The organism is Prochlorococcus sp. MIT 1300, from assembly GCF_034092375.1.
GTDB lineage: Bacteria > Cyanobacteriota > Cyanobacteriia > PCC-6307 > Cyanobiaceae > MIT-1300.
Window position 1 is genome coordinate 534,427 of the sequence record NZ_CP139302.1, and the last position, 19,051, is coordinate 553,477.

Below are 19,051 nucleotides of genomic sequence, written 5' to 3' on the forward strand. Positions count from 1 at the left end.
GATTCAATTAATCAGAAACACCAAATAACATTCCTACCCTTACTTGCCATGGAGACATCCAAAACAACCTAAGCATTACTGCTATTAAACGAGAAAGGGGGAGAGTATTTGCGAGGAAACCAGACCAATCTTCTCTAGGCAAGCAAAAGAAAGTTGCAAAGAAGCTACGAAGTCTTGCCTCATCAAAACTCATTAATCTCCTAAGCCCAAATTGATAAAGACGATGGCGTTGTATTAATTCAGAAGTCCACAAGACATTCCATCCCTTCTGAGCCAATGCCTGCGAGTCAAGAGGAGGATCTGCAGCCAACTCCAACGCCAACTGTTTGGCCAATGTTGGAGCTCTGCGCAACAAAGCACCAACCATATACCCAGATGCTGGATGCACCATGCTTGCTGCACCACCAAAAGCCAAAACAGACTGAGATCTATCTGGAAGAGGAAGGTTCATTGGAAATAAACAATTCTCTTCATGAAGTATCTCTTTTATTTCTACTCCACGGTGCTCAAGGCGTTTATGAAGTCTTTCTCTAAGAATCTTGGAAGAAAGTGGTGGTGAACAAGCGAGTGAAGTCTCCTCTACAAAGAAAACCCCTTCACCAAAATCCATTGCATAAAGGAAAGAAGGAGGTTCCTCTCTTTCCTTTAAAGTCAAATGATCAGGGCGAAAATCCATAAGAACAAATTGGCTTGATTCAACTGGTGGAGAACTAAATCGACCAACAACTCCATAGGCTGCCTGTTCAGCTACAGGACCATGATCAGGGCGCCGAACAAAGCGGCTCCTGTGACCACTTGCATCTATTACTAATCGAGCCCTATACGTATTCCCCGAACAACATAGAACCTCTGTTTGTGATCCAAGAACACTAATTTTGAGTGCTGTTTCAACACTCCACTTCAAATCACCACATCGCCTCAGTAGTTCCTTCTGAAAAGCAGCCTGATCAAAAAGTCCATAGTCAAATTGATGTTCAGTCGGTACTGATCCCTCAGCGCCAATGCCATCGCCAAAATAACTAACAGTCTTGTCCCAGCGATGTCCTAAAAGAGACGCAATTCCGAGCGTCTCAAGTTCCTCTGCCCATATCCCATAGGTATTTGGCCATTCCTTATCAGGCAAATGAGAGGCAAGAGCTGTTACTTGCAAGCCCTGTTCAACCAACTCAGCGACAATGCACAAAGCCGCTGGACCGGCTCCCATAACCAACACGTCAGCGCATTTGGTCAAAGTCAGCTATGGGGTAGGAGGAACTTGAGCATTACCATCTTTATCTTCGGGGGAAGTGCCATCTAAGTCGTTTTGTTGGTTCTCAGGCTCTGGAGGAACCAAAACAACCTCGGAAAGACTGTCGCCGGAATCTAACCGCTGAAGGCGAACACCTGTGGCAGCCCTTGACTGTTGCGGAATTTTGTCAGCGCTCGTGCGAACAATTACTCCTTTTTCACTTACCAAAAGAAGTTCTTCTCCCTGACCAAGCACTCTTAAACCAACCAGCTCATCTCCCTCGCGTCTAAATTTTATTGCACGTAAACCCATACCTGCTCTTTTCTGCAAACGAAATTGAGTCACGGGGACCCTTTTACCAAGACCCGTCGCAGAAGCAACTAGGACCCAAGGCCCCTCACCAACGGAATCTGTTTCATTTTCCAGCTCGGCCTCAACACTTTGATCAACCTGATCAGCCAACTCTGCTGGCAAAACATCCATACTCACCAAAGAATCTTCTGACCTCAAATTCATTGCACGAACGCCACGAGCTGTTCTGCCTAATGGTCTTAACTCATTATCATTTAATCGAAAATGAATTGTCATGCCTTTCCTTGACCCAATGAGGACACTGTCACCAGAAACAGCAAGACGTACCCACTTAAGTGAATCTCCTTCTTCAAGACAAATTGCAATTAAACCATTGGCTCTGATTTTGCCAAAGGCTGATAAACGAGTTCGCTTTATAAAGCCAGCTTGAGTTAACATTAAAAGATGTGCATCTTCTTCAAAAGAAACTACTGAAAGCAAAGATGTAATAGCCTCTTCTCTTGGAATTGGAAGAAGTTGTACTACGGGTGTCCCCTTAGCAGAGCGGCTGCACTGAGGGACTCTATAGGCAGGAAGAGCATATGAAACTCCTCTATCACTAAACAAAACTAAGGTATCGTGATCATTGCAGCTAATAAATAATTTTACTGCTTCCTCTCCTTGAGTTCTAGTGCCAGCCTTACCACGTGTACCTCGACTAGTTGCTTCAAACTCATTGACAGGCATTCTCTTTAAATAACCTGTTTGTGTTAGCAACACAACAGATCTCTCATTTGCTATCAAATCAATATCTTCTAGCCCTCCTCCTAAATCAAGGATCTCAGTTCTTCTAGGAAAGTAATAACGTTCCCTTAGCTTTGAAAGCTCCTCAGTTATAATTGTAAAAACTCTTTCCTTTCGATCAAGGATATCCTTATAGTCAGCAATCTTTTCAACAAGATCCTCATGTTCAAGTCTTATCTTGTCTGCCTCCAAAGCAGTTAGGCGGCGTAATTGCATTTGCAAAATGGCTTCAGATTGAACTTCTGTTAGTCCATGATCTGCTTGAAGCTGCTTCTTTGCTGTCGCTGTATCAGAAGCAGCACGAATCAAAGCAATAATTGGGTCTAATTGGTTTAAGGCCAATAAAAGTCCCAAAAGTATATGATCACGCTCTTCTGCCTTCCTTAACATATAACGAGTGCGCCTCTCAATTGTCTCAACTCGAAATTCGAGAAACACCTTCAACATTTTGCTAAGATTTAGCAGCACTGGTTCACTATTAACTAGTGCAAGTAAATTTGCACTGAAGTTACTCTGAAGAGGGGTGAGTTTAAACAAATTATTTAATACAACCTGTGGATACGCATCACGGCGTAACTCCACAACAATGCGCATTCCATCTCGGTCACTTTCATCCCGTATATCTGATATACCTTCAAGTTTTTTATCATTTACCATTTCAGCAATGCGTTCTATCAGAGCGGCTTTATTTGTTTGATATGGCAACTGAGTAACAATTACAGCATCTCTATCGGGACGACCAGAGGCCTCAATTGTCTCGATATTTGCTACACCACGCATTGTTATTGAACCTCTTCCTCCTAAATATGTCTCTCTAATTCCACTTCTACCTAGTATTTGGCCACCTGTGGGAAAATCTGGCCCTGGAATAATCTCCATCAACTCCTGATCACTTATATCAGGGTTAGCAATTAACGCTAAAAGCCCATCAATTAATTCACCAAGGTTATGCGGTGGAATATTAGTTGCCATTCCAACCGCAATACCTGAAGACCCATTAAGGAGTAACTGAGGGATCCGCGCTGGTAATACTGTGGGTTCTTGCTGCGAACCGTCAAAATTATCCGCAAAATCTACAGTTTCTGCCTCAATGTCCTCAAGGAGGCTGTCAGTAGTTAATGCTTGCAACCTAGATTCGGTATAACGCATTGCAGCAGGAGGATCATTATCAACCGACCCGAAATTTCCATGCCCATCAATTAAAGGCATCTGCATTGAGAAGTCCTGAGCCATCCTCACCAAGGCGTCATAGACCGCTGTATCTCCGTGAGGGTGGTATTTGCCAAGCACCTCGCCAACAACACGAGCACACTTTCTATAGGGCCTATCACTAGTAAGACCTAGTTCATACATTGCATAAAGAATGCGTCTATGAACTGGCTTCAAGCCATCACGAGCATCGGGCAAAGCACGCCCAACTATGACGCTCATCGCGTACTCCAAATAGGAGCGCGACATCTCATTCCTCAGGTCAGTCTGGATGATCCGATCGTCGGACTCGCCGGGAGCGCCACTTTCGGGCCCCAATGGATCAGCCATATAAGAGCTGGATTTGATTCTTTAGATTATCTCGGCAACTGGAGAGTTGAGCAAAATCATCAATGATTTGCACTATGAGCTCTTGATACATGCATATGGTTTCAAAAGCAATCTGCTCTTAAAGTCCTACAAACACTAAGGAATGAGCAATGAGCTCTGCTGAGGAATCAAAAAACGAGGAGAAATCCAGAACATCAAAATCAGCAGAATCCTCTAGAGCTAGCGCTGATTCTCCAGCAATAAGCTCGCAAAGAAAGGCGGTTCCCAACCAAAATCAATCTGTTCCTCTAGATAGTGATTCAACCGATTCATTTACTGCACCAAAGCCAATGTCGATTGATCCAAACGATAAGTCTGAGATTCCTAACATTAATAGTCAGGAATCTCAGACAAAACCGAAATCCTCTTCGGGCCCCTTAAAAAGCTTCAGCATCATTAAAGAAGCAAGTTCTAAAGAGGAAGAAGGGGGTGAATGGGACTTACTTTCAGGAAATATTAAAAATTGGTTGCAAAAAAAAGATTTCCAAGCCCTCTTAAGGAATTTAGTTAAGCCACTACTAATTTCAATTGGAATAACAATCCTTATTCTTTTGCTTCTAATTTATGGCAATATTCTTAACGTAATAGCCAAGTTCCCTCTAGCCCCAAGGCTTTTTGAATTAACTGGAATAATTTGGTTAATCTATTTCTCTACAACAAGACTGGCCCGTAATCAAGACAGAAAAGAGTTAGTAGAAGCAATTCTTTCCCGCTGGGAAAGCTTTCTTGGCCAGACTGAGAGCAAAGATTAGAGATTATCAGTATTTTCAAACTCCCACTTCGGCCACCCAGGTTGGTAATTTGGCAAAACTGTATTCATAAGCTGTGAACATTCAGCTCGGACGCTCCAAAACCGTTCGCCGGGCCTATGGCATCGATGAAATCGCCCTTGTTCCTGGCGGTCGCACGGTGGATCCCGAAATTACCGACACAAGCTGGAATCTTGGTGGTATAAACCGAGAGATCCCAATCATTGCTAGCGCAATGGATGGGGTTGTTGACGTTCAGATGGCTGCCTCACTTAGCGAGCTTGGCGCATTGGGTGTTTTAAACATTGAGGGAATCCAAACCCGTTATGAGGACACCTCTCCTGTTCTTGATCAAATCTCCTCAGTTGGTAAAGAAGATTTTGTCCCATTAATGCAAAAGCTATACAGCCAACCAATAACCGAAGATCTAATACGCCAAAGGATCGGAGAAATCAAAACAAAAAAAGGGATTGCAGCTGTAAGCGGTACTCCTCTCGCAGCAATCCGTTTTGGGAAAACAATCGCAGAAGCTGGCGCAGATTTGTTTTTTGTACAAGGCACAGTTGTATCCACTGAACACATTGGTCCTGAAGGCCGAGAGAGTCTCAACCTTGAGAGCCTTTGCAAAACTCTTGGAATTCCAGTTGTAATGGGAAATTGTGTCACTTATGACGTAGCACTTCAGTTAATGCGTGCTGGAGCTTCCGGAGTAATGGTTGGAATAGGGCCAGGTGCAGCATGCACTTCAAGGGGAGTACTAGGAGTAGGGATACCACAAGCCACTGCAGTGGCAGACTGCGCTGCTGCAAGAAACGACTATGAGAGTGAAACTGGGCGATACGTACCAATCATTGCTGATGGTGGCATTGTCACCGGAGGTGACATCTGCAAGTGCATTGCATGCGGTGCCGATGCCGTCATGATTGGCTCCCCAATTGCTAGAGCTAAAGAAGCTCCAGGTAGAGGCTTTCATTGGGGCATGGCAACTCCAAGCCCAGTCCTACCAAGAGGTACCAGAATTAATGTTGGAACAACAGGAAGCCTTGAAAGAATAATTAGAGGCCCAGCCATTCTTGACGATGGGACTCATAATCTCCTGGGAGCGCTCAAGACCTCGATGGGTACATTGGGCGCCAGAACAATCAAAGAAATGCAACAAGTTGAAGTAGTTGTAGCCCCCGCACTTTTAACAGAAGGCAAGGTTTATCAAAAGGCTCAGCAGTTGGGGATGGGGAAGTAATTGGTGTTCTCTAGATTTTCCTAGATAGTTTGTATCCCAGAGTTAGTATCGGAATTGTGAGGGCTTCGGCCCACACACTCCTCACACCACCTGCCCGACGAGCTCGGGCTTTTTGTATTTTCCCTTACGAGACCGTCACAGTTCCTACAGCTAAAAGCACTAAACCCTGAATTAAACAAAATCGGTTGCTAAATTTGCTCGAGATGGACTTCATTTAAGTATGTCAGGCGCTATTGCCGTTACTGATTCTTCGTTTGAACAAGAAGTCCTTCAAAGCGATTTGCCAGTGCTTGTGGACTTCTGGGCCCCCTGGTGTGGCCCATGCCGCATGGTGGCTCCAATCGTGGAGGAGATTTCCAAGGAATTTGAAGGCAAAATCAAAGTCTTCAAACTCAATACTGACGAAAATCCCAACGTTGCCAGTCAATACGGCATCAGAAGTATTCCCACTCTCATGGTCTTCAAAGGAGGCCAAAAAGTCGATACCGTTGTTGGAGCTGTTCCAAAAGCAACTCTTTCTGGAACCATCTCCAAATACCTCTAGACCCTCCTCTAAAGCTCCTCAAGGGGGCCACGGGCTTTCCCAGGGGGTTTTAGTGGCAATTCCCCTAAACCCACTAACTATCCTTTGGGATGACTCAGATTGGTCTAATCGATTACGGGATGGGCAACCTGCATTCGGTAAGGCTTGCCTTCAAGAGATTGAAAAGAGAACTCAAATTGGTTAACAGCCAAGCTGATCTTAAATTTTGCGATGCTCTTGTCTTGCCTGGTGTTGGATCATTTGACCCAGCAGTTCATCATTTAAATCAAACAGGTCTAATTCCAAGCATCAGGTCATGGGCTAAAGAAGACAAACCTCTTCTGGGCATATGTCTTGGTCTTCAACTGCTCTTTGAATCAAGTGATGAAGGGGTTTCTCCAGGACTAGGCATACTAAAAGGACACGTTCAAAAACTTCCAAATGAACTGGGAGAGAGGATCCCTCATATGGGTTGGAGTCCTCTAAATCAAGTCAATAAATCTCCTCTATTAGATAAACACGAACAAAACTGCTGGATGTACTTTGTTCACTCCTATTCAGCTATACCAAGCCAAAAGGAGGTTCTTGCTGCTACAGCAAAATTTGGCAAAAAAGAAGTTACTTCAATTGTCTGGAAAAGCAGAATAGGCGCTTGTCAATTTCACCCTGAGAAATCTGCCAAAGCTGGTCAACGCATGTTGCACAAGTGGCTCCAGTGGTTAGAGAACGGTGCAAAGCCTCCAAATTGACTGGGCAATTAAGGCTACTAAGTGGCAGAAAGTTGAAGAGTCCTCATGGGATAGGGACAAGGCCAACTGTTGCTCGAGTAAGAGAGGCAGTGATGAATCTTCTAAGAGAAAGGTTGGCTAACAGCAAATGGTTAGATCTCTGTAGTGGTAGTGGTGTAATTGGCTGCGAAGCCTTGGAAAGAGGTGCTAAGGAAGTAATTGCTATTGAAAGTGACTATAAGTCAGCACAAATATGTAAAGAAAATCTTGCAAAAACCCGTTCAGGCCTGTCTCATCAAAACTATATCAAGGTAATTAGATCTGATGTGCTCAAATGGCTGAAATCAAACTCTGGAGAAAATATCAAACAATTTCCGACTAATCGAGTAAATATTGAATTCGATGTTGTTTACTTTGATCCCCCATATGAATCAAATTTATATTTACCTGTACTAAAGGCACTGCATAGCTGCAACTTCTTAAGCGAAGATACCTTAGTGATTTGTGAACATGCAGCAAATCAAGCCTTTAACCCACCAAAACAGTGGAAAACAAAATTTCGTCGAGTTTATGGGCAGACAGCCTTGACAGCTCTCACCCCTCACCGAGAGTAGTAGTACGGCGATACTGATTCCAAGCATCAACGAAAAGCCCAAGAAGAGTTACAGGGATGAGCCCCAAAACAATTCCACAAAGAAGAGGTTCGATCATTGATGGACTCGCGCTAACAGAACTGATTTAGCACAATTGTTTCATGAGCACGAAAAATCCGTGACAGTACCGACATCAAGCTCTGCAGACGAAGCGGACAAAACCAAGCTCCCACCAAAAGCCCTCCTGATCTGGGTACTCGCTATAGCCATTGTGATAACAGGGTTTTGGGTATTTAAGATTAATCAAAAAGATCCATACATCAGAGACACTCTTAATCTTCAGGGAGATACAGAAAAAGGAAGTCAACTATTTCGTATGAACTGTGTTGGTTGCCATGGAATCAGCGCACAAGGACTAGTTGGCCCAAATCTGCAAGGTGTCAGTTCCAAAAGGAACGATGCCGAGTTAATTCATCAAGTTATAAGTGGGAAGACACCACCGATGCCAAAATACAAACTTGACCCGCAATCAATGGCAGATCTACTCGAATACATGCATTCATTAAGCTAAATTTGAACCCGAATTCGACAAATACAAAAGTTGTTCTAGTTGAGCCAGCAGGGCCAATAAATGTAGGAAGTGTTGCAAGGCTTTGCGCAAACTTCGGAATAACCGAACTGAGGCTAGTGACACCCAAATGTGATCCTTTGGATCCGCAAGCCCAGAAGATGGCTTTAAGAGGCTTAGCGCTACTGAAAAACGCCCCAATATTTTCCTCTCTTTCAGAAGCAGTCGCTGATTGTCGTCATGTTGTCGCCACCTGTGGCCGTCTTGATCATGGGGATATTCCACTTGATACTCCAGAGTCAGTTATTCAATGGTTAAGCGATGGTTCAGAGATAGTTCCTACTGCCCTTGTTTTTGGGAGAGAGGACAGAGGTCTTTCAAATAAAGAGCTTCTTATGGCACAGAGAGTTATTTCTATTCATACAGAGCCTGATTGTCCGTCATTAAACCTTTCTCATGCCGTTGCTGTAGTTCTCTATCAACTTCATAGTCACGAAAAAAGAGGCTCACCAAAGAATCAAATCAAATCTGAACAAGAGCCAGCTTTATCAAAACAAATGGAAGATTTCCTAAAAGATACCGAAAACCTTTTGCTAGAGATTGGGTTTATTTTTCGCCATACTTCCACATCTCGCATGGCCAAGATTCGAGCTTTACTTCATAGAGCAGATGCACGATCAAATGAAATTGCGCTTTTGAGGGGGATTTTGAGACAAGTTCGCTGGGCTATGAAGTCAAATCGCTCTTAATCTCAGGAAAGTCCACTTGACATCCAAGCTTCCTTGTCTAGTAGTCGCTCTTCAAGAAACTCATCTAGTTTTCTCAGTGCCTTCGGGCATCTTCTACGTCTAAGCATCGTTGGAGTTGGCTTAGGCGTAATAGCAGGCACGACAATGAAAGTACTTGCGCCTGAGGAGCTAAAAGGCCAATCACCTAAAAGAAATATCTTTTCTTTTATAGAAATCACCAAAAGGGCCAAACATCTTGGAACCTTCAATAGGACTGTTAGTAAAAAAAATCTTGGGAGATTTATAGCAAAGGACGAAATTGCTTCCCTTAGCAATAAGTGGGCTTCACTTGCTAACAAGACGCAAGACTTAATAGCGAGTGGGTACCTATTAATACTAGACAATGGCAAATATGCTGAATTAACACCTGACCAAGTTCTTCCTGCTGCTAGTTCAATAAAAATACCAATACTGATAGCAACACTCGAGATGGTTGATTCTAAACAAATACAATGGAATGAAGAGCTCAAGCTTACAGAGGAAGTATTAGCCGGTGAAGCAGGTTGGATGGCCTTAAATCCAATAGGTACAAGTTTCCCAATACACAGAATTGCGACTGAAATGATCCGTATAAGTGATAACACAGCAACAAATTTACTAATCAAAAGGATTGGCGGGAAAGAAATTCTTAATAGACGTTTCAAAGCTTTAGGATTAACTTCAACACAATTAAATAATTGGTTGCCCGACTTAAAGGGTACAAACACTACCAGCACGAAAGATTTAACTCGCGCGATAGCATTAGTAGAAACAGGAAGTTTACTAACGCCTCGCACTAGAGATTTATTTAGAGAAGTTATGAGTACATCAAGAACTAATCGCCTTTTACCAGGTGGATTGCTAAAAGGATTAAACGCAAAAACAGACAACCCTGATTACACCCTTCAAATCAAGGGATATAGGGTTCTAAACAAAACTGGTGACATCGGCATTTCATATGCGGATGCAGGCTTAATAGAAATGCCAGATAACACACGAGCTGTTGCAGGCTTTATCGTCAAAGGTCCATTTAATGATCCACGCTCTACAAGGCTAATTAGGCAAATGGCAGCAGCGATGGCCCCTGCACTCAACCCAGAGAACCAATTTTCAAATAATTAAAGCAGCAAATCTCAAAAGACAATCTAAAGCAGTATCGTCAAAACCCCCTATTACATCAGCAAAAATCCTCCACGGAACATAGTGAGAGAGAATCGGCTCTTAGACACAAAACGGCATTAATGCGCTGCATCATGACCTTGCTATGAAACAATCCAGAACAATAGAAATGGTCTCGTGAGTTCAAACAGGAAGCGGAGGGTCTTCCCCTTTACAGCCGTAATCGGGCAAGAAGAAATGAAGTTGGCACTATTGCTCAACGTCATAGACCCAAGGATTGGGGGTGTAATGATCATGGGTGATCGAGGGACTGGTAAGTCCACCACTATCAGGGCCTTAGCTGACCTACTGCCTGCAATAGATGTCATTGCAGGAGATCCCTACAACAGTTCGCCAAACGATCCAGACCTTCAAAGCAGTGAAGTCAGACAAAGTTTTGAACAAGGGGAAGGACTTACTACAGAGCAAAAACAAGTCCCAATGATCGACCTGCCTCTTGGAGCTACAGAAGATCGGCTTTGTGGAACTATCGATATAGAGAAAGCACTGAGCGAGGGAGTAAGAGCCTTCGAACCAGGTCTCCTTGCTAAAGCAAATAGAGGGTTGCTTTACGTAGATGAGGTCAACCTTTTAGATGATCACTTGGTTGACGTATTACTTGATTCAGCAGCCTCTGGCTGGAACACAGTTGAGAGAGAAGGTATATCAGTAAGACATCCTGCAAGATTTGTCCTCATAGGATCTGGAAACCCTGAGGAAGGAGAGCTAAGGCCTCAACTTCTTGATCGATTTGGAATGAGCGTTGAAGTTCGTACCGTTAGGGAAGCTGATCTGCGTGTACAGGTAGTTGATCAAAGAACAGCCTTTGATAATGACCCAGAAAGCTTTTCCACCTCAGCCGAAGCGAAACAAGATGCTTTGCAGAAAAAGGTCGTAGAAGCACAAAACCTCTTAAAGGAAGTAATAATTGATGATGATTTGCGTTTAAAGATTTCAGCAGTATGTGGTGAATTAGATGTAGATGGTCTCAGAGGAGACATTGTTACCAATCGAGCAGCTAGAGCGCTTGCTGCCTTTGAAGGTCGCAAAGAGGTTGCAGAAGAGGATGTTGCCAGAGTAGTTTCCTGCTCACTTAGACATCGATTACGAAAAGATCCACTTGAACAAGTCGACTCTGGAGATCGTGTAGTAAAAGTCTTCTGTAAGGTTTTTGAAAGAAACGAAAATGAAGATCTAACTGATTTCCAGTTAGCAGTTCAAAATTAATTAGAAATTGATAATACTAGGAATTGACCCTGGGCTAGCCAGAGTTGGATATGGGTTAATAAAAGCAACTGAGCAAGAACTTACCCTTCTTGATTGTGGAGTAATTGTCACGGAAAAAAGTGAAGCAGAAGGCGATAGAATGGTAGAAATTGCCAATGACCTAAGGAAAATCATTCGTACATGGAAGCCACAACTATCAGCTGTTGAAAAATTCTTCTTTTACCGTTCAAGTACAACTATCAACGTTGTACAGGCTCGCGGAGTAATATTAATGACCCTTTCAAGGTTTTCAATACCAATAGTCGAATTTGCACCCATGCAAATCAAACTAGCTTTAACTGGCTCAGGTCGAGCAGATAAAGATGAGGTGCTTGAGTCAGTAATGCGAGAGCTAAAATTAGACTCGGCCCCAAAACCAGACGATGCTTCTGACGCCCTAGCGACTGCCTTAACAGCGTGGTTTCAACTTTGAAAATGACGTCAAAGGATAGCAAAACAAAAAAACGTGAGCAATTTATTAAATTACGAGATGTACATTTGCAGTCTGTAGAGCCAAGTATTAGGAAGCAAGTATTCAATTTTCTACAGCATTTAGTTACAAGTGGATCTATTAATGGTCATATTGGCGTCTACTGGCCATTAAAAGGCGAAGTAGACATTCGGAGTATAAAAAGCCTGGTAGAAATTCCAATTGCCCTTCCAGCAGTAACAGAAGAAGGCAAGCTGATCTATTATCCCTGGGAAAACAATTCTCTTGAAAAAGACTACGTTGGAATCCCTGCTCCAGTTAATGAAACTCCTTTAACACCTACAGCCATTGATCTATTGCTTGTACCAGCTTTGTCTATTGACAAAAAAGGAATAAGGCTTGGCTATGGGGGTGGCTTTTTTGACAGGTTGAGAAGTCAAGCAATTTGGCAAAATATACCCGCACTTGTAATTCTTCCGCAAATATGTGTATCTTCCAACCTTCTACCAAAAGATAACTGGGATATACCTTTTGACGGCTGGATAAGTGAACTAGGTATAACTAAATCTCAAATTCCATCCAATGAAAAACTCAAACGCCTGCTTTCAATTAACATTGACTAACTAGCAAACCAGGAATGTGTTAGAGGACCTCAGACAAGCCAGTATGCTTCTTTTAGCTACAACTTCGATCTACCCAGACTGAAGCCTAATTTATTACTGTGCCATCTCAATCATCACAATCAAATTTCGGCAGTGAGGTTCTCAACAAGATTGTTGAGCGTCTACAAAGTACCAGTGACAAGAAAAAACGTTATGAATATGTTCTATGGCTAGCCAAAAAGCTGCCACCCATGGATAAAGAGCTTCAAAAAGAGGACGTTAAAGTCAAAGGGTGTATATCTAAAGTCTACGTACATGGAGAATTAATGGATGGGCGCTTAAAATGGCAAGGCGATTCAGATGCCCTAATAACAAAAGGCTTACTTGCTTTATTAATTCAAGGTCTAAATGACCTAACTCCCGAACAAGTCATTGCAATAGATCCTGGGTTCATTTCTGCCACAGGTCTTAATAGCAGTCTCACCCCTTCAAGAGCTAATGGATTTATGAACATCTTGCTTACAATGAAAGCCCAAGCACAAAGACTATCAATTGAAGGATCTTAAAGAGATTTATAGGCTCCTAGAAGAACACAAGTTTATTGGACACTTTCAATGGTCATGAAAATCGGGATTGGTCTCTTAGGTCTAGGGACAGTTGGTACTGGAGTCGCAAGAATCCTTCTTGAGCCAAAGGGACGCAACCCATTGGTTTCTAACGTTCATATAGCCAAGGTTGCTGTAAGAGATCTAAATCGACCACGCAAGATTGAACTCCCTTCAAGATTGCTAACCGCAGATGCTCAATCAGTAGTGGACGATCCAAATGTCCAATTAGTAGTTGAAGTGATGGGTGGAATTGAGCCTGCACGAACACTAATCATGCGTTCTATTGCAGCGGGTAAATCAGTTGTAACTGCAAATAAAGCCGTTATTGCTAGGCATGGTCAAGAGATTGCTGCTGCTGCAGAAGCAGCTGGTGTTTATGTCTTGATAGAAGCTGCAGTGGGAGGAGGAATCCCAATTATCGAGCCTTTAAAACAGTCGCTTGGAGGGAATAAAATTACAAAGGTAAGTGGAATCATTAACGGAACTACTAATTACATCTTGACCAGGATGGAACAAGAAGGAGTCGCTTACGAAAATGTATTAAAAGTCGCACAAGATTTAGGATACGCAGAGGCAGATCCCGCTGCTGATGTTGAGGGAATGGATGCAGCTGATAAAATATCAATCCTTAGTGGATTAGCTTTTGGTGGAGCTATAAATCGCGAACTAATTCAAACTCAGGGCATTAGCAATCTTAAAAGTCGAGACGTTGACTATGCCACTCAACTTGGATATCGAGTCAAGTTACTTGGGATAGCAGAACGACTAAATGACAACTTGATTGAATCTAACTCTTTACCACTAGCTGTTTGGGTCCAACCAACTCTTGTACCATTCAACCATCCACTGGCTGGAGTAAACGGGGTTAACAATGCGATCCTCATAGAAGGAGAACCAATAGGAGAAGTTATGTTTTATGGGCCAGGTGCTGGTTCTGGACCAACAGCATCAGCTGTAGTAGCAGATATCTTAAATATTGCTGGCATCTATCAACTTGGAAATTTAGAAACCAAGTTGGATCCACTGTTAGCGGCTCATAGCTGGCGTGAATGCCACTTGGTTGACCCAGTTGACATTCGCAAAAGAAATTATGTTCGCTTTAAGGCAGAGGACACTCCAGGCGTTATTGGCCGCATAGGTACTCATTTTGGAGATAGAGGAGTCTCAATTCAATCAATTGTTCAATTCGACAGCTCAAATGAAGACGCAGAGATAGTTGTAATTACTCATAAAGTAAGGCAAGGAGAACTAGAGGAGTCACTGAAGGCTATTAAACAGCTTCCTGAAATTAAGGGGCTTGCCTCTTACATGGGTTGCATCTAAAACATTAGAAAGTTGTGGCAATCATGTCCTTTTTCAGCCACATTAGTAAGAGACGCCTAAAAGCATCTTTCTCAGCTGACTTCTAATGGCACAAATTCATGCCCAATACTCTTAGCTCTCGCCCAAACCTTCTATCTAGAGAAGGTTTACTTCACCCACAAGAGCTCAATCAGGGTGATTGTGTCCAACTGACGACCAAAGAAGAGCTTTTTCAAGTTATTGGCATCGACCCCGAACATAAAAAATGCTGGGTAAGACAATGGCCGCTTTTGCCAAATGGCTCCCCAGTCTTTGAAGTATCAGTTGGAGAAGTTATTTCTCTACCAGACCACTCAAAGCAAAATCAATAAGTAATACTTGAACCAATTCCCAAGATTCCCATTTTCCTACCTAAACATTTCACACGAGCTAGTCGAAACTGCTCCATAGCAATAACTTGGTTGGTATTCACAACATGTCTTGTTTCATGTCAACCACCCAGACAAAACTCCCTTTTAACGATTGCTAGTGCAGGAAAGATAAAATCCTTAGACCCAGCTCAGGCAAGTACCTTTGACGCATTACAACTTTTATCGGCCTTAGGAGACCCACTTTATAGACTTTCTTCTAAAGGAAAACTTGAACCTAGGTTAGCCTCAGGGCCACCCAAAGTTACTGATAACGGTCTAACAATTACTATTCCTCTACGAAAAAATATAGTCTTTCACGATGGAACAGAGTTTAACTCCGCAGCCATGGCCTTTAGCCTAAGGAGATTTATAGAGATAGGCACCTTAAACTATATAGTTGCAGGAAAAATTGACAAGATTGAAATTATAAATAACCACACTATTCGCCTAAGGTTAACCAGGCCCTCTTCGTCACTGATTGGGCTTTTAACCTCAACTAATCTTACTCCAGTTTCACCAGCAGCATATCAAAAGCATAAAGATAAATTTCTAAATAAGAACTTTATAGGCACAGGCCCTTATCAACTTAAAAGTTTCAACTCCCAACAGAAGCGAATTGAGCCTTTCCCTCACTACTGGGGGGATGCTCCTAGCAATAACGGCATAAACTTTATTAACCTTAGCAATTCCACTGCACTTTATGGCGCATTATTAACAGGGGAAGTTGATGTACTACTTTCGAACTCTATTGATGAAGATCAACGACTTGCCTTACACAAATTATCTGATCAAGGAAAACTTGTTGAAGGGAAGGGTCGTCAATTAGAAATAGGCTATATAACACTACTTAGCAATAAAGCGCCACTTAATAACCAGCTAATACGAAAAGCTCTTTCCTATAGTCTTAACAGGCAACTAATAAGCAAACGTGTGAGCTATGGGCTAAGAGAACCATTAAGGTCATTAATACCTCCAAGCCTACAGAAGTTTAAATCAGAAGCTTGGCCAACATATGACCCGGAAAAAGCAAAATTTTTACTGGCGAAAGCAGGTTATTGCAACAAAAAGAGCCTAGATTTAAAACTAACTTTTAGGTCAAATATTCCTGCTGACAAGCTTTTAGCCATAACTTGGCGATCCCAACTAGAGAAGGATCTCCCAAATTGTATAAATCTTTCTATTGAAGGAATCGAATCAACCTCAGTTTACAGACAGCTCGGAGAAGGAAATTTTGAAGCAGTTGTTTTGGACTGGAGGGGAGCCTATCCTGACCCAGAAGCCTATTTAACACCCTTACTAAGTTGTAATAGTGCTAAAGAATTTGTATGTGAAAAAGGTGAGGCTTCTATTAGCGGTAGCTTTTGGACTCATCCAGGGTTGGAACAAGAAATACGAAGAACTGATTCACTCACTGGAGTAGCTCGAATAAAAGCACTAAATAATATTGAACAGATCGCGGCGAAAGGCTCAGCTTATCTTCCTGTTTGGCTAGTAACGCCTAAAGCCTGGGCGCAAGTAGGTTTTAATACACCTAAATTTGATGGTGCAGGGAACCTACAAATGCATAAGCTAAAAGTTATCGATTAATGGCAAAAGAACGAGCCTTATTTAAATATTGTGCTACTCGAATAGCGCTCACCCCCTTGATGCTCTGGTTGATTTCAACCTTAGTTTTTCTTATGTTAAGAGTCGCACCTGGTGATCCAGTTGATGCAATATTAGGTAACAGAGCAAACGAAGCCGCAAGATTTGCTCTTCGAACAAGACTTGGACTAGACAAACCACTTTGGGAGCAATACCTAAACTTCATAGGAGGACTACTTAAAGGAAAACTTGGAGAATCACTAACAAACCAAGAACCAGTTAAAGAGATTATTGCCGGAGCACTTCCAGCCACTATTGAACTAGGAACAATTGCTCTACTAATAGCAATTTGCATAGGCATAGTTGTTGGTTTTAGTGGAGCTGCCAAACGCGAAAGCAAAATTGATCTCCTAGGCCGAGTCTTTGGAATAAGTACCTATGCTTTACCGCCATTCTGGGCAGCAATGATGATGCAATTGTTGTTCGCAGTCCATTTGGGATGGCTTCCTGTTGGAGGAAGATTTCCACCAAGCCTAATAACACCTCAAGGGAGTGGCTTTCTAATTCTTGACAGCTTTCTTGCTGGGGATTGGCTGGCATTACAGGGAACTTTGCGCCATTTGTTTTTACCAGCACTGACACTAGGCATTTTATTAAGTGGGATCTTCAGTAGATCATTAAGACTGAATCTAGGGAAAGCACTTAAAGCTGATTATATAGAAGCAGCCCGAAGCAGGGGAATTAGTGAGAAGAAAATAATTACTAAGCATGCACTTCCAAATGCTTTATTGCCTGTATTAACAATTGCAGGGATAACTATTGCCTCTCTTATTGGGGGAGCACTTCTTATTGAAGTTACATTTTCATGGCCAGGTATAGCCCTCAAACTACAAGAAGCTATCAGTCAAAGAGATTACCCAGTTGTTCAGGGTATCGTTGTAGTTATAGCTTCTTTAGTAGTACTGATTAGTGTACTAATTGACTTGGTGATAGCCGTTATAGACCCCAGAGTTCAATACTGAGCCTCAAGAAGTCGGTTGACAGAAGATCTATCCAATAGAAGGATTCGCAAATCGCCATCCTCAGTACGCAATGAACTTAGAAAAGCTTGCTTACTTTCAACATCTTCTAAAAAATCACTAATAGTTGAAGCCAAAATTTGTTGCACCCGCAACGGTTGAACTCCCACCAACTCCTCACCTAGTTGAAAAAGGTCCCTACCCTTCTCCCCATCTAGTTGACCTTCAACCCTCACTGGCGAAAAATGACTCGCGCCAATTATTAATAACGATCTACTAGAAGCATGATTGGAAGTTGTAGACAATAAAAGTCCTAATTGTTCTGTAATTGGTGGGGTTATTAAATCAAGTGTCCCTCCTGCTAAAAAAACAGGAACAGGTACTAAGGCACCGCCTTCATTTGGCCAAAGCAAACTTCCAAAACTATTTAAAGCAACAATCGCCTGAAGTTCTTTTATTGGCTTTTGAGGCTGAACTGGCACATCAATCATTTGGCACTGCAGAAGTTGCGAAAGATTTGTCAAAGAGAGATCATCTAATGCTTTTTCGCATCTCTTCTCTAACCCTGGCTCTGGCACAGCACCCGAGGCTAAAAACGCCGTCAACGCCCCTAAGGAATGCCCCATGAGAACCAAACGTTTGGCAGAAATCTTTAATCTGCCTTCTTCTTTGGCAGCTAAAACCGACCTCAGATCTTCAAGCCTTTCTGGAATGACCTCAGCACCTGGAGGCAACCGACGACCTTCTAACAAACCTTTGACAGCTTTCCCATCACTTCCTGGATGCTCAAAAACAACAACAGGCCATCCTTGAATAGCAAGCTTACGGGCTAACCACTGAAAATGGCCCTTACTTCCCCCCAGTCCAGGCATAAATACAACCCAACTATTTTTTAATGGCATACCTATTTGTGGACGCCATACCTCTAGTGGAAGTGGCTGATTACGATGTTCAACTTCAAGAAACTGCTGTTCAGGAACAAGATCGACTTTTTCTAAAGAAAGTTTTGGGGACCTAATACTTAACTTAGAGGTTTTAATTTTTTGAACAGAAAAAACAAGATTCTGCTGTCTTTGCAACTGAACACGCCATCTATTTGCTAAATTTAAAAGTGCATCTAAGTCAAGGCGAATGCTTTCTGCAGGTAGAGCCTCCAAAAGGTCGAGCGTCGACACCTGAGGCTGGCTCTCGAACAAAGACTCGAGTGTGTGAAATACCTTGTTTCCACTAGTGTCTTCATCCAAACGTATCAAATCACTAACCTCATCCAATAACTGCCTTCCCGCCCAACTTCGCAACATCTGCCGCCCCATACTTTGTCTCTTAAGGAGGGGAGCTTTAAGCAAATTTCTCAAGCCCTGTTTACTTTCGGAGTCCAATAGGTTTAACCATGTTTCCAACTCAGAGCTTCGCTGAGGGGCAGAACGACTCCATGCCGCAAGATCTTTAATTGAAATAGGAATAGCCATTTCCTCAAATTCAACATCTAATCTCTCTGCGCCAGCAATAGGCAATATCCCAGACAAGCCAAATACCAGGCTTACTAAAAGTCCATTCAAAACCCTCTTACCAATTGATCGTTTTAAGAACAACTCCTCGTCCT

The 19,051-nt window shown here is 42.6% G+C and carries 20 protein-coding genes; 16 read left to right on the plus strand and 4 right to left on the minus strand.

The genetic code is table 11. The features are described 5' to 3' along the window. Positions 1–7 precede the first annotated feature (7 nt). The gene (gene crtL / locus SOI83_RS02830; RefSeq protein ID WP_414153436.1) at positions 8–1,237 is read right to left on the minus strand and encodes a lycopene beta cyclase; all 1,230 of its coding nucleotides are present in this window, start codon (positions 1,235–1,237) and stop codon (positions 8–10) included. Then, a complete protein-coding gene (gene gyrA, locus SOI83_RS02835) occupies positions 1,238–3,862 on the minus strand; it encodes a DNA gyrase subunit A (protein ID WP_320677110.1) in 2,625 nt (874 codons plus the stop codon). A 149-nt stretch (positions 3,863–4,011) separates the two neighbouring features. Between gyrA and SOI83_RS02840 the strand changes: the two genes are divergently transcribed. The 5 genes from SOI83_RS02840 (at position 4,012) to rsmD (ending at position 7,755) form a co-directional block, all read left to right on the plus strand. Further along, the gene (locus tag SOI83_RS02840; RefSeq protein WP_320677111.1) at positions 4,012–4,653 is read left to right on the plus strand and encodes a CAAD domain-containing protein; all 642 of its coding nucleotides are present in this window, start codon (positions 4,012–4,014) and stop codon (positions 4,651–4,653) included. Positions 4,654–4,726: 73 nt separating this feature from the next. Next, entirely contained in the window at positions 4,727–5,890 is a 1,164-nt protein-coding gene (locus SOI83_RS02845; protein ID WP_320677112.1) for a GuaB3 family IMP dehydrogenase-related protein, read from the plus strand. 220 nt (positions 5,891–6,110) lie between these two features. Further along, entirely contained in the window at positions 6,111–6,434 is a 324-nt protein-coding gene (gene trxA, locus SOI83_RS02850) for a thioredoxin (protein WP_320677114.1), read from the plus strand. 89 nt (positions 6,435–6,523) lie between these two features. Continuing rightward, positions 6,524–7,162, plus strand: a complete 639-nt coding sequence (gene hisH / locus SOI83_RS02855) for an imidazole glycerol phosphate synthase subunit HisH (protein ID WP_320677116.1) — start codon at positions 6,524–6,526, stop codon at positions 7,160–7,162. Next, entirely contained in the window at positions 7,159–7,755 is a 597-nt protein-coding gene (gene rsmD, locus SOI83_RS02860) for a 16S rRNA (guanine(966)-N(2))-methyltransferase RsmD (protein WP_320677118.1), read from the plus strand. The genes hisH and rsmD overlap by 4 nt, the downstream gene beginning before the upstream one ends. Here rsmD and petG read toward each other — a convergent pair. Beyond that, a complete protein-coding gene (gene petG, locus SOI83_RS02865; protein WP_320677122.1) occupies positions 7,736–7,852 on the minus strand; it encodes a cytochrome b6-f complex subunit V in 117 nt (38 codons plus the stop codon). The genes rsmD and petG overlap by 20 nt on opposite strands. A gap of 60 nt (positions 7,853–7,912) precedes the next feature. Here petG and SOI83_RS02870 point away from each other — a divergent pair, with 60 nt between their 5' ends. From SOI83_RS02870 to SOI83_RS02920, 11 genes are all read left to right on the plus strand, one after another. Then, the gene (locus SOI83_RS02870) at positions 7,913–8,305 is read left to right on the plus strand and encodes a cytochrome c (protein WP_320677129.1); all 393 of its coding nucleotides are present in this window, start codon (positions 7,913–7,915) and stop codon (positions 8,303–8,305) included. A 2-nt stretch (positions 8,306–8,307) separates the two neighbouring features. After that, the gene (locus SOI83_RS02875; protein WP_320677130.1) at positions 8,308–9,051 is read left to right on the plus strand and encodes an RNA methyltransferase; all 744 of its coding nucleotides are present in this window, start codon (positions 8,308–8,310) and stop codon (positions 9,049–9,051) included. 33 nt (positions 9,052–9,084) lie between these two features. Next, positions 9,085–10,191, plus strand: coding sequence for a serine hydrolase (locus SOI83_RS02880; RefSeq protein ID WP_320677131.1), 1,107 nt, complete (start codon positions 9,085–9,087; stop codon positions 10,189–10,191). 174 nt (positions 10,192–10,365) lie between these two features. Continuing rightward, positions 10,366–11,454: a magnesium chelatase ATPase subunit I gene (bchI, locus tag SOI83_RS02885; protein WP_320677132.1), complete on the plus strand. Its 1,089-nt coding sequence runs from the start codon at positions 10,366–10,368 to the stop codon at positions 11,452–11,454. A 7-nt stretch (positions 11,455–11,461) separates the two neighbouring features. Beyond that, on the plus strand, positions 11,462–11,926 hold the full coding sequence (gene ruvC, locus SOI83_RS02890; RefSeq protein WP_320677133.1) for a crossover junction endodeoxyribonuclease RuvC: 465 nt from the start codon (positions 11,462–11,464) through the stop codon (positions 11,924–11,926). Between the two features lie 2 nt (positions 11,927–11,928). Beyond that, positions 11,929–12,546, plus strand: a complete 618-nt coding sequence (locus tag SOI83_RS02895) for a 5-formyltetrahydrofolate cyclo-ligase (protein WP_320677134.1) — start codon at positions 11,929–11,931, stop codon at positions 12,544–12,546. Between the two features lie 92 nt (positions 12,547–12,638). After that, complete coding sequence (locus tag SOI83_RS02900; RefSeq protein ID WP_320677607.1) at positions 12,639–13,091, plus strand: SufE family protein; 453 nt, start codon at positions 12,639–12,641, stop codon at positions 13,089–13,091. Positions 13,092–13,139: 48 nt separating this feature from the next. Beyond that, positions 13,140–14,456 (plus strand): homoserine dehydrogenase, encoded by a 1,317-nt coding sequence (locus tag SOI83_RS02905; RefSeq protein WP_320677135.1) that lies wholly within the window; start codon positions 13,140–13,142, stop codon positions 14,454–14,456. Between the two features lie 98 nt (positions 14,457–14,554). Next, entirely contained in the window at positions 14,555–14,806 is a 252-nt protein-coding gene (locus SOI83_RS02910) for a hypothetical protein (protein WP_320677136.1), read from the plus strand. 90 nt (positions 14,807–14,896) lie between these two features. After that, positions 14,897–16,432: an ABC transporter substrate-binding protein gene (locus SOI83_RS02915; RefSeq protein ID WP_320677137.1), complete on the plus strand. Its 1,536-nt coding sequence runs from the start codon at positions 14,897–14,899 to the stop codon at positions 16,430–16,432. Then, positions 16,432–17,451 carry an ABC transporter permease gene (locus SOI83_RS02920; RefSeq protein ID WP_320677138.1) on the plus strand — a complete coding sequence of 340 codons (1,020 nt, stop codon included), beginning with the start codon at positions 16,432–16,434 and terminating at the stop codon, positions 17,449–17,451. Before SOI83_RS02915 ends, SOI83_RS02920 begins: the two co-directional genes overlap by 1 nt. Here the strand turns inward: SOI83_RS02920 and SOI83_RS02925 are convergent. Further along, positions 17,442–19,040, minus strand: coding sequence for an alpha/beta hydrolase (locus SOI83_RS02925; RefSeq protein ID WP_320677139.1), 1,599 nt, complete (start codon positions 19,038–19,040; stop codon positions 17,442–17,444). The two genes, SOI83_RS02920 and SOI83_RS02925, sit on opposite strands and share 10 nt — an antisense overlap. Positions 19,041–19,051 lie beyond the last annotated feature (11 nt).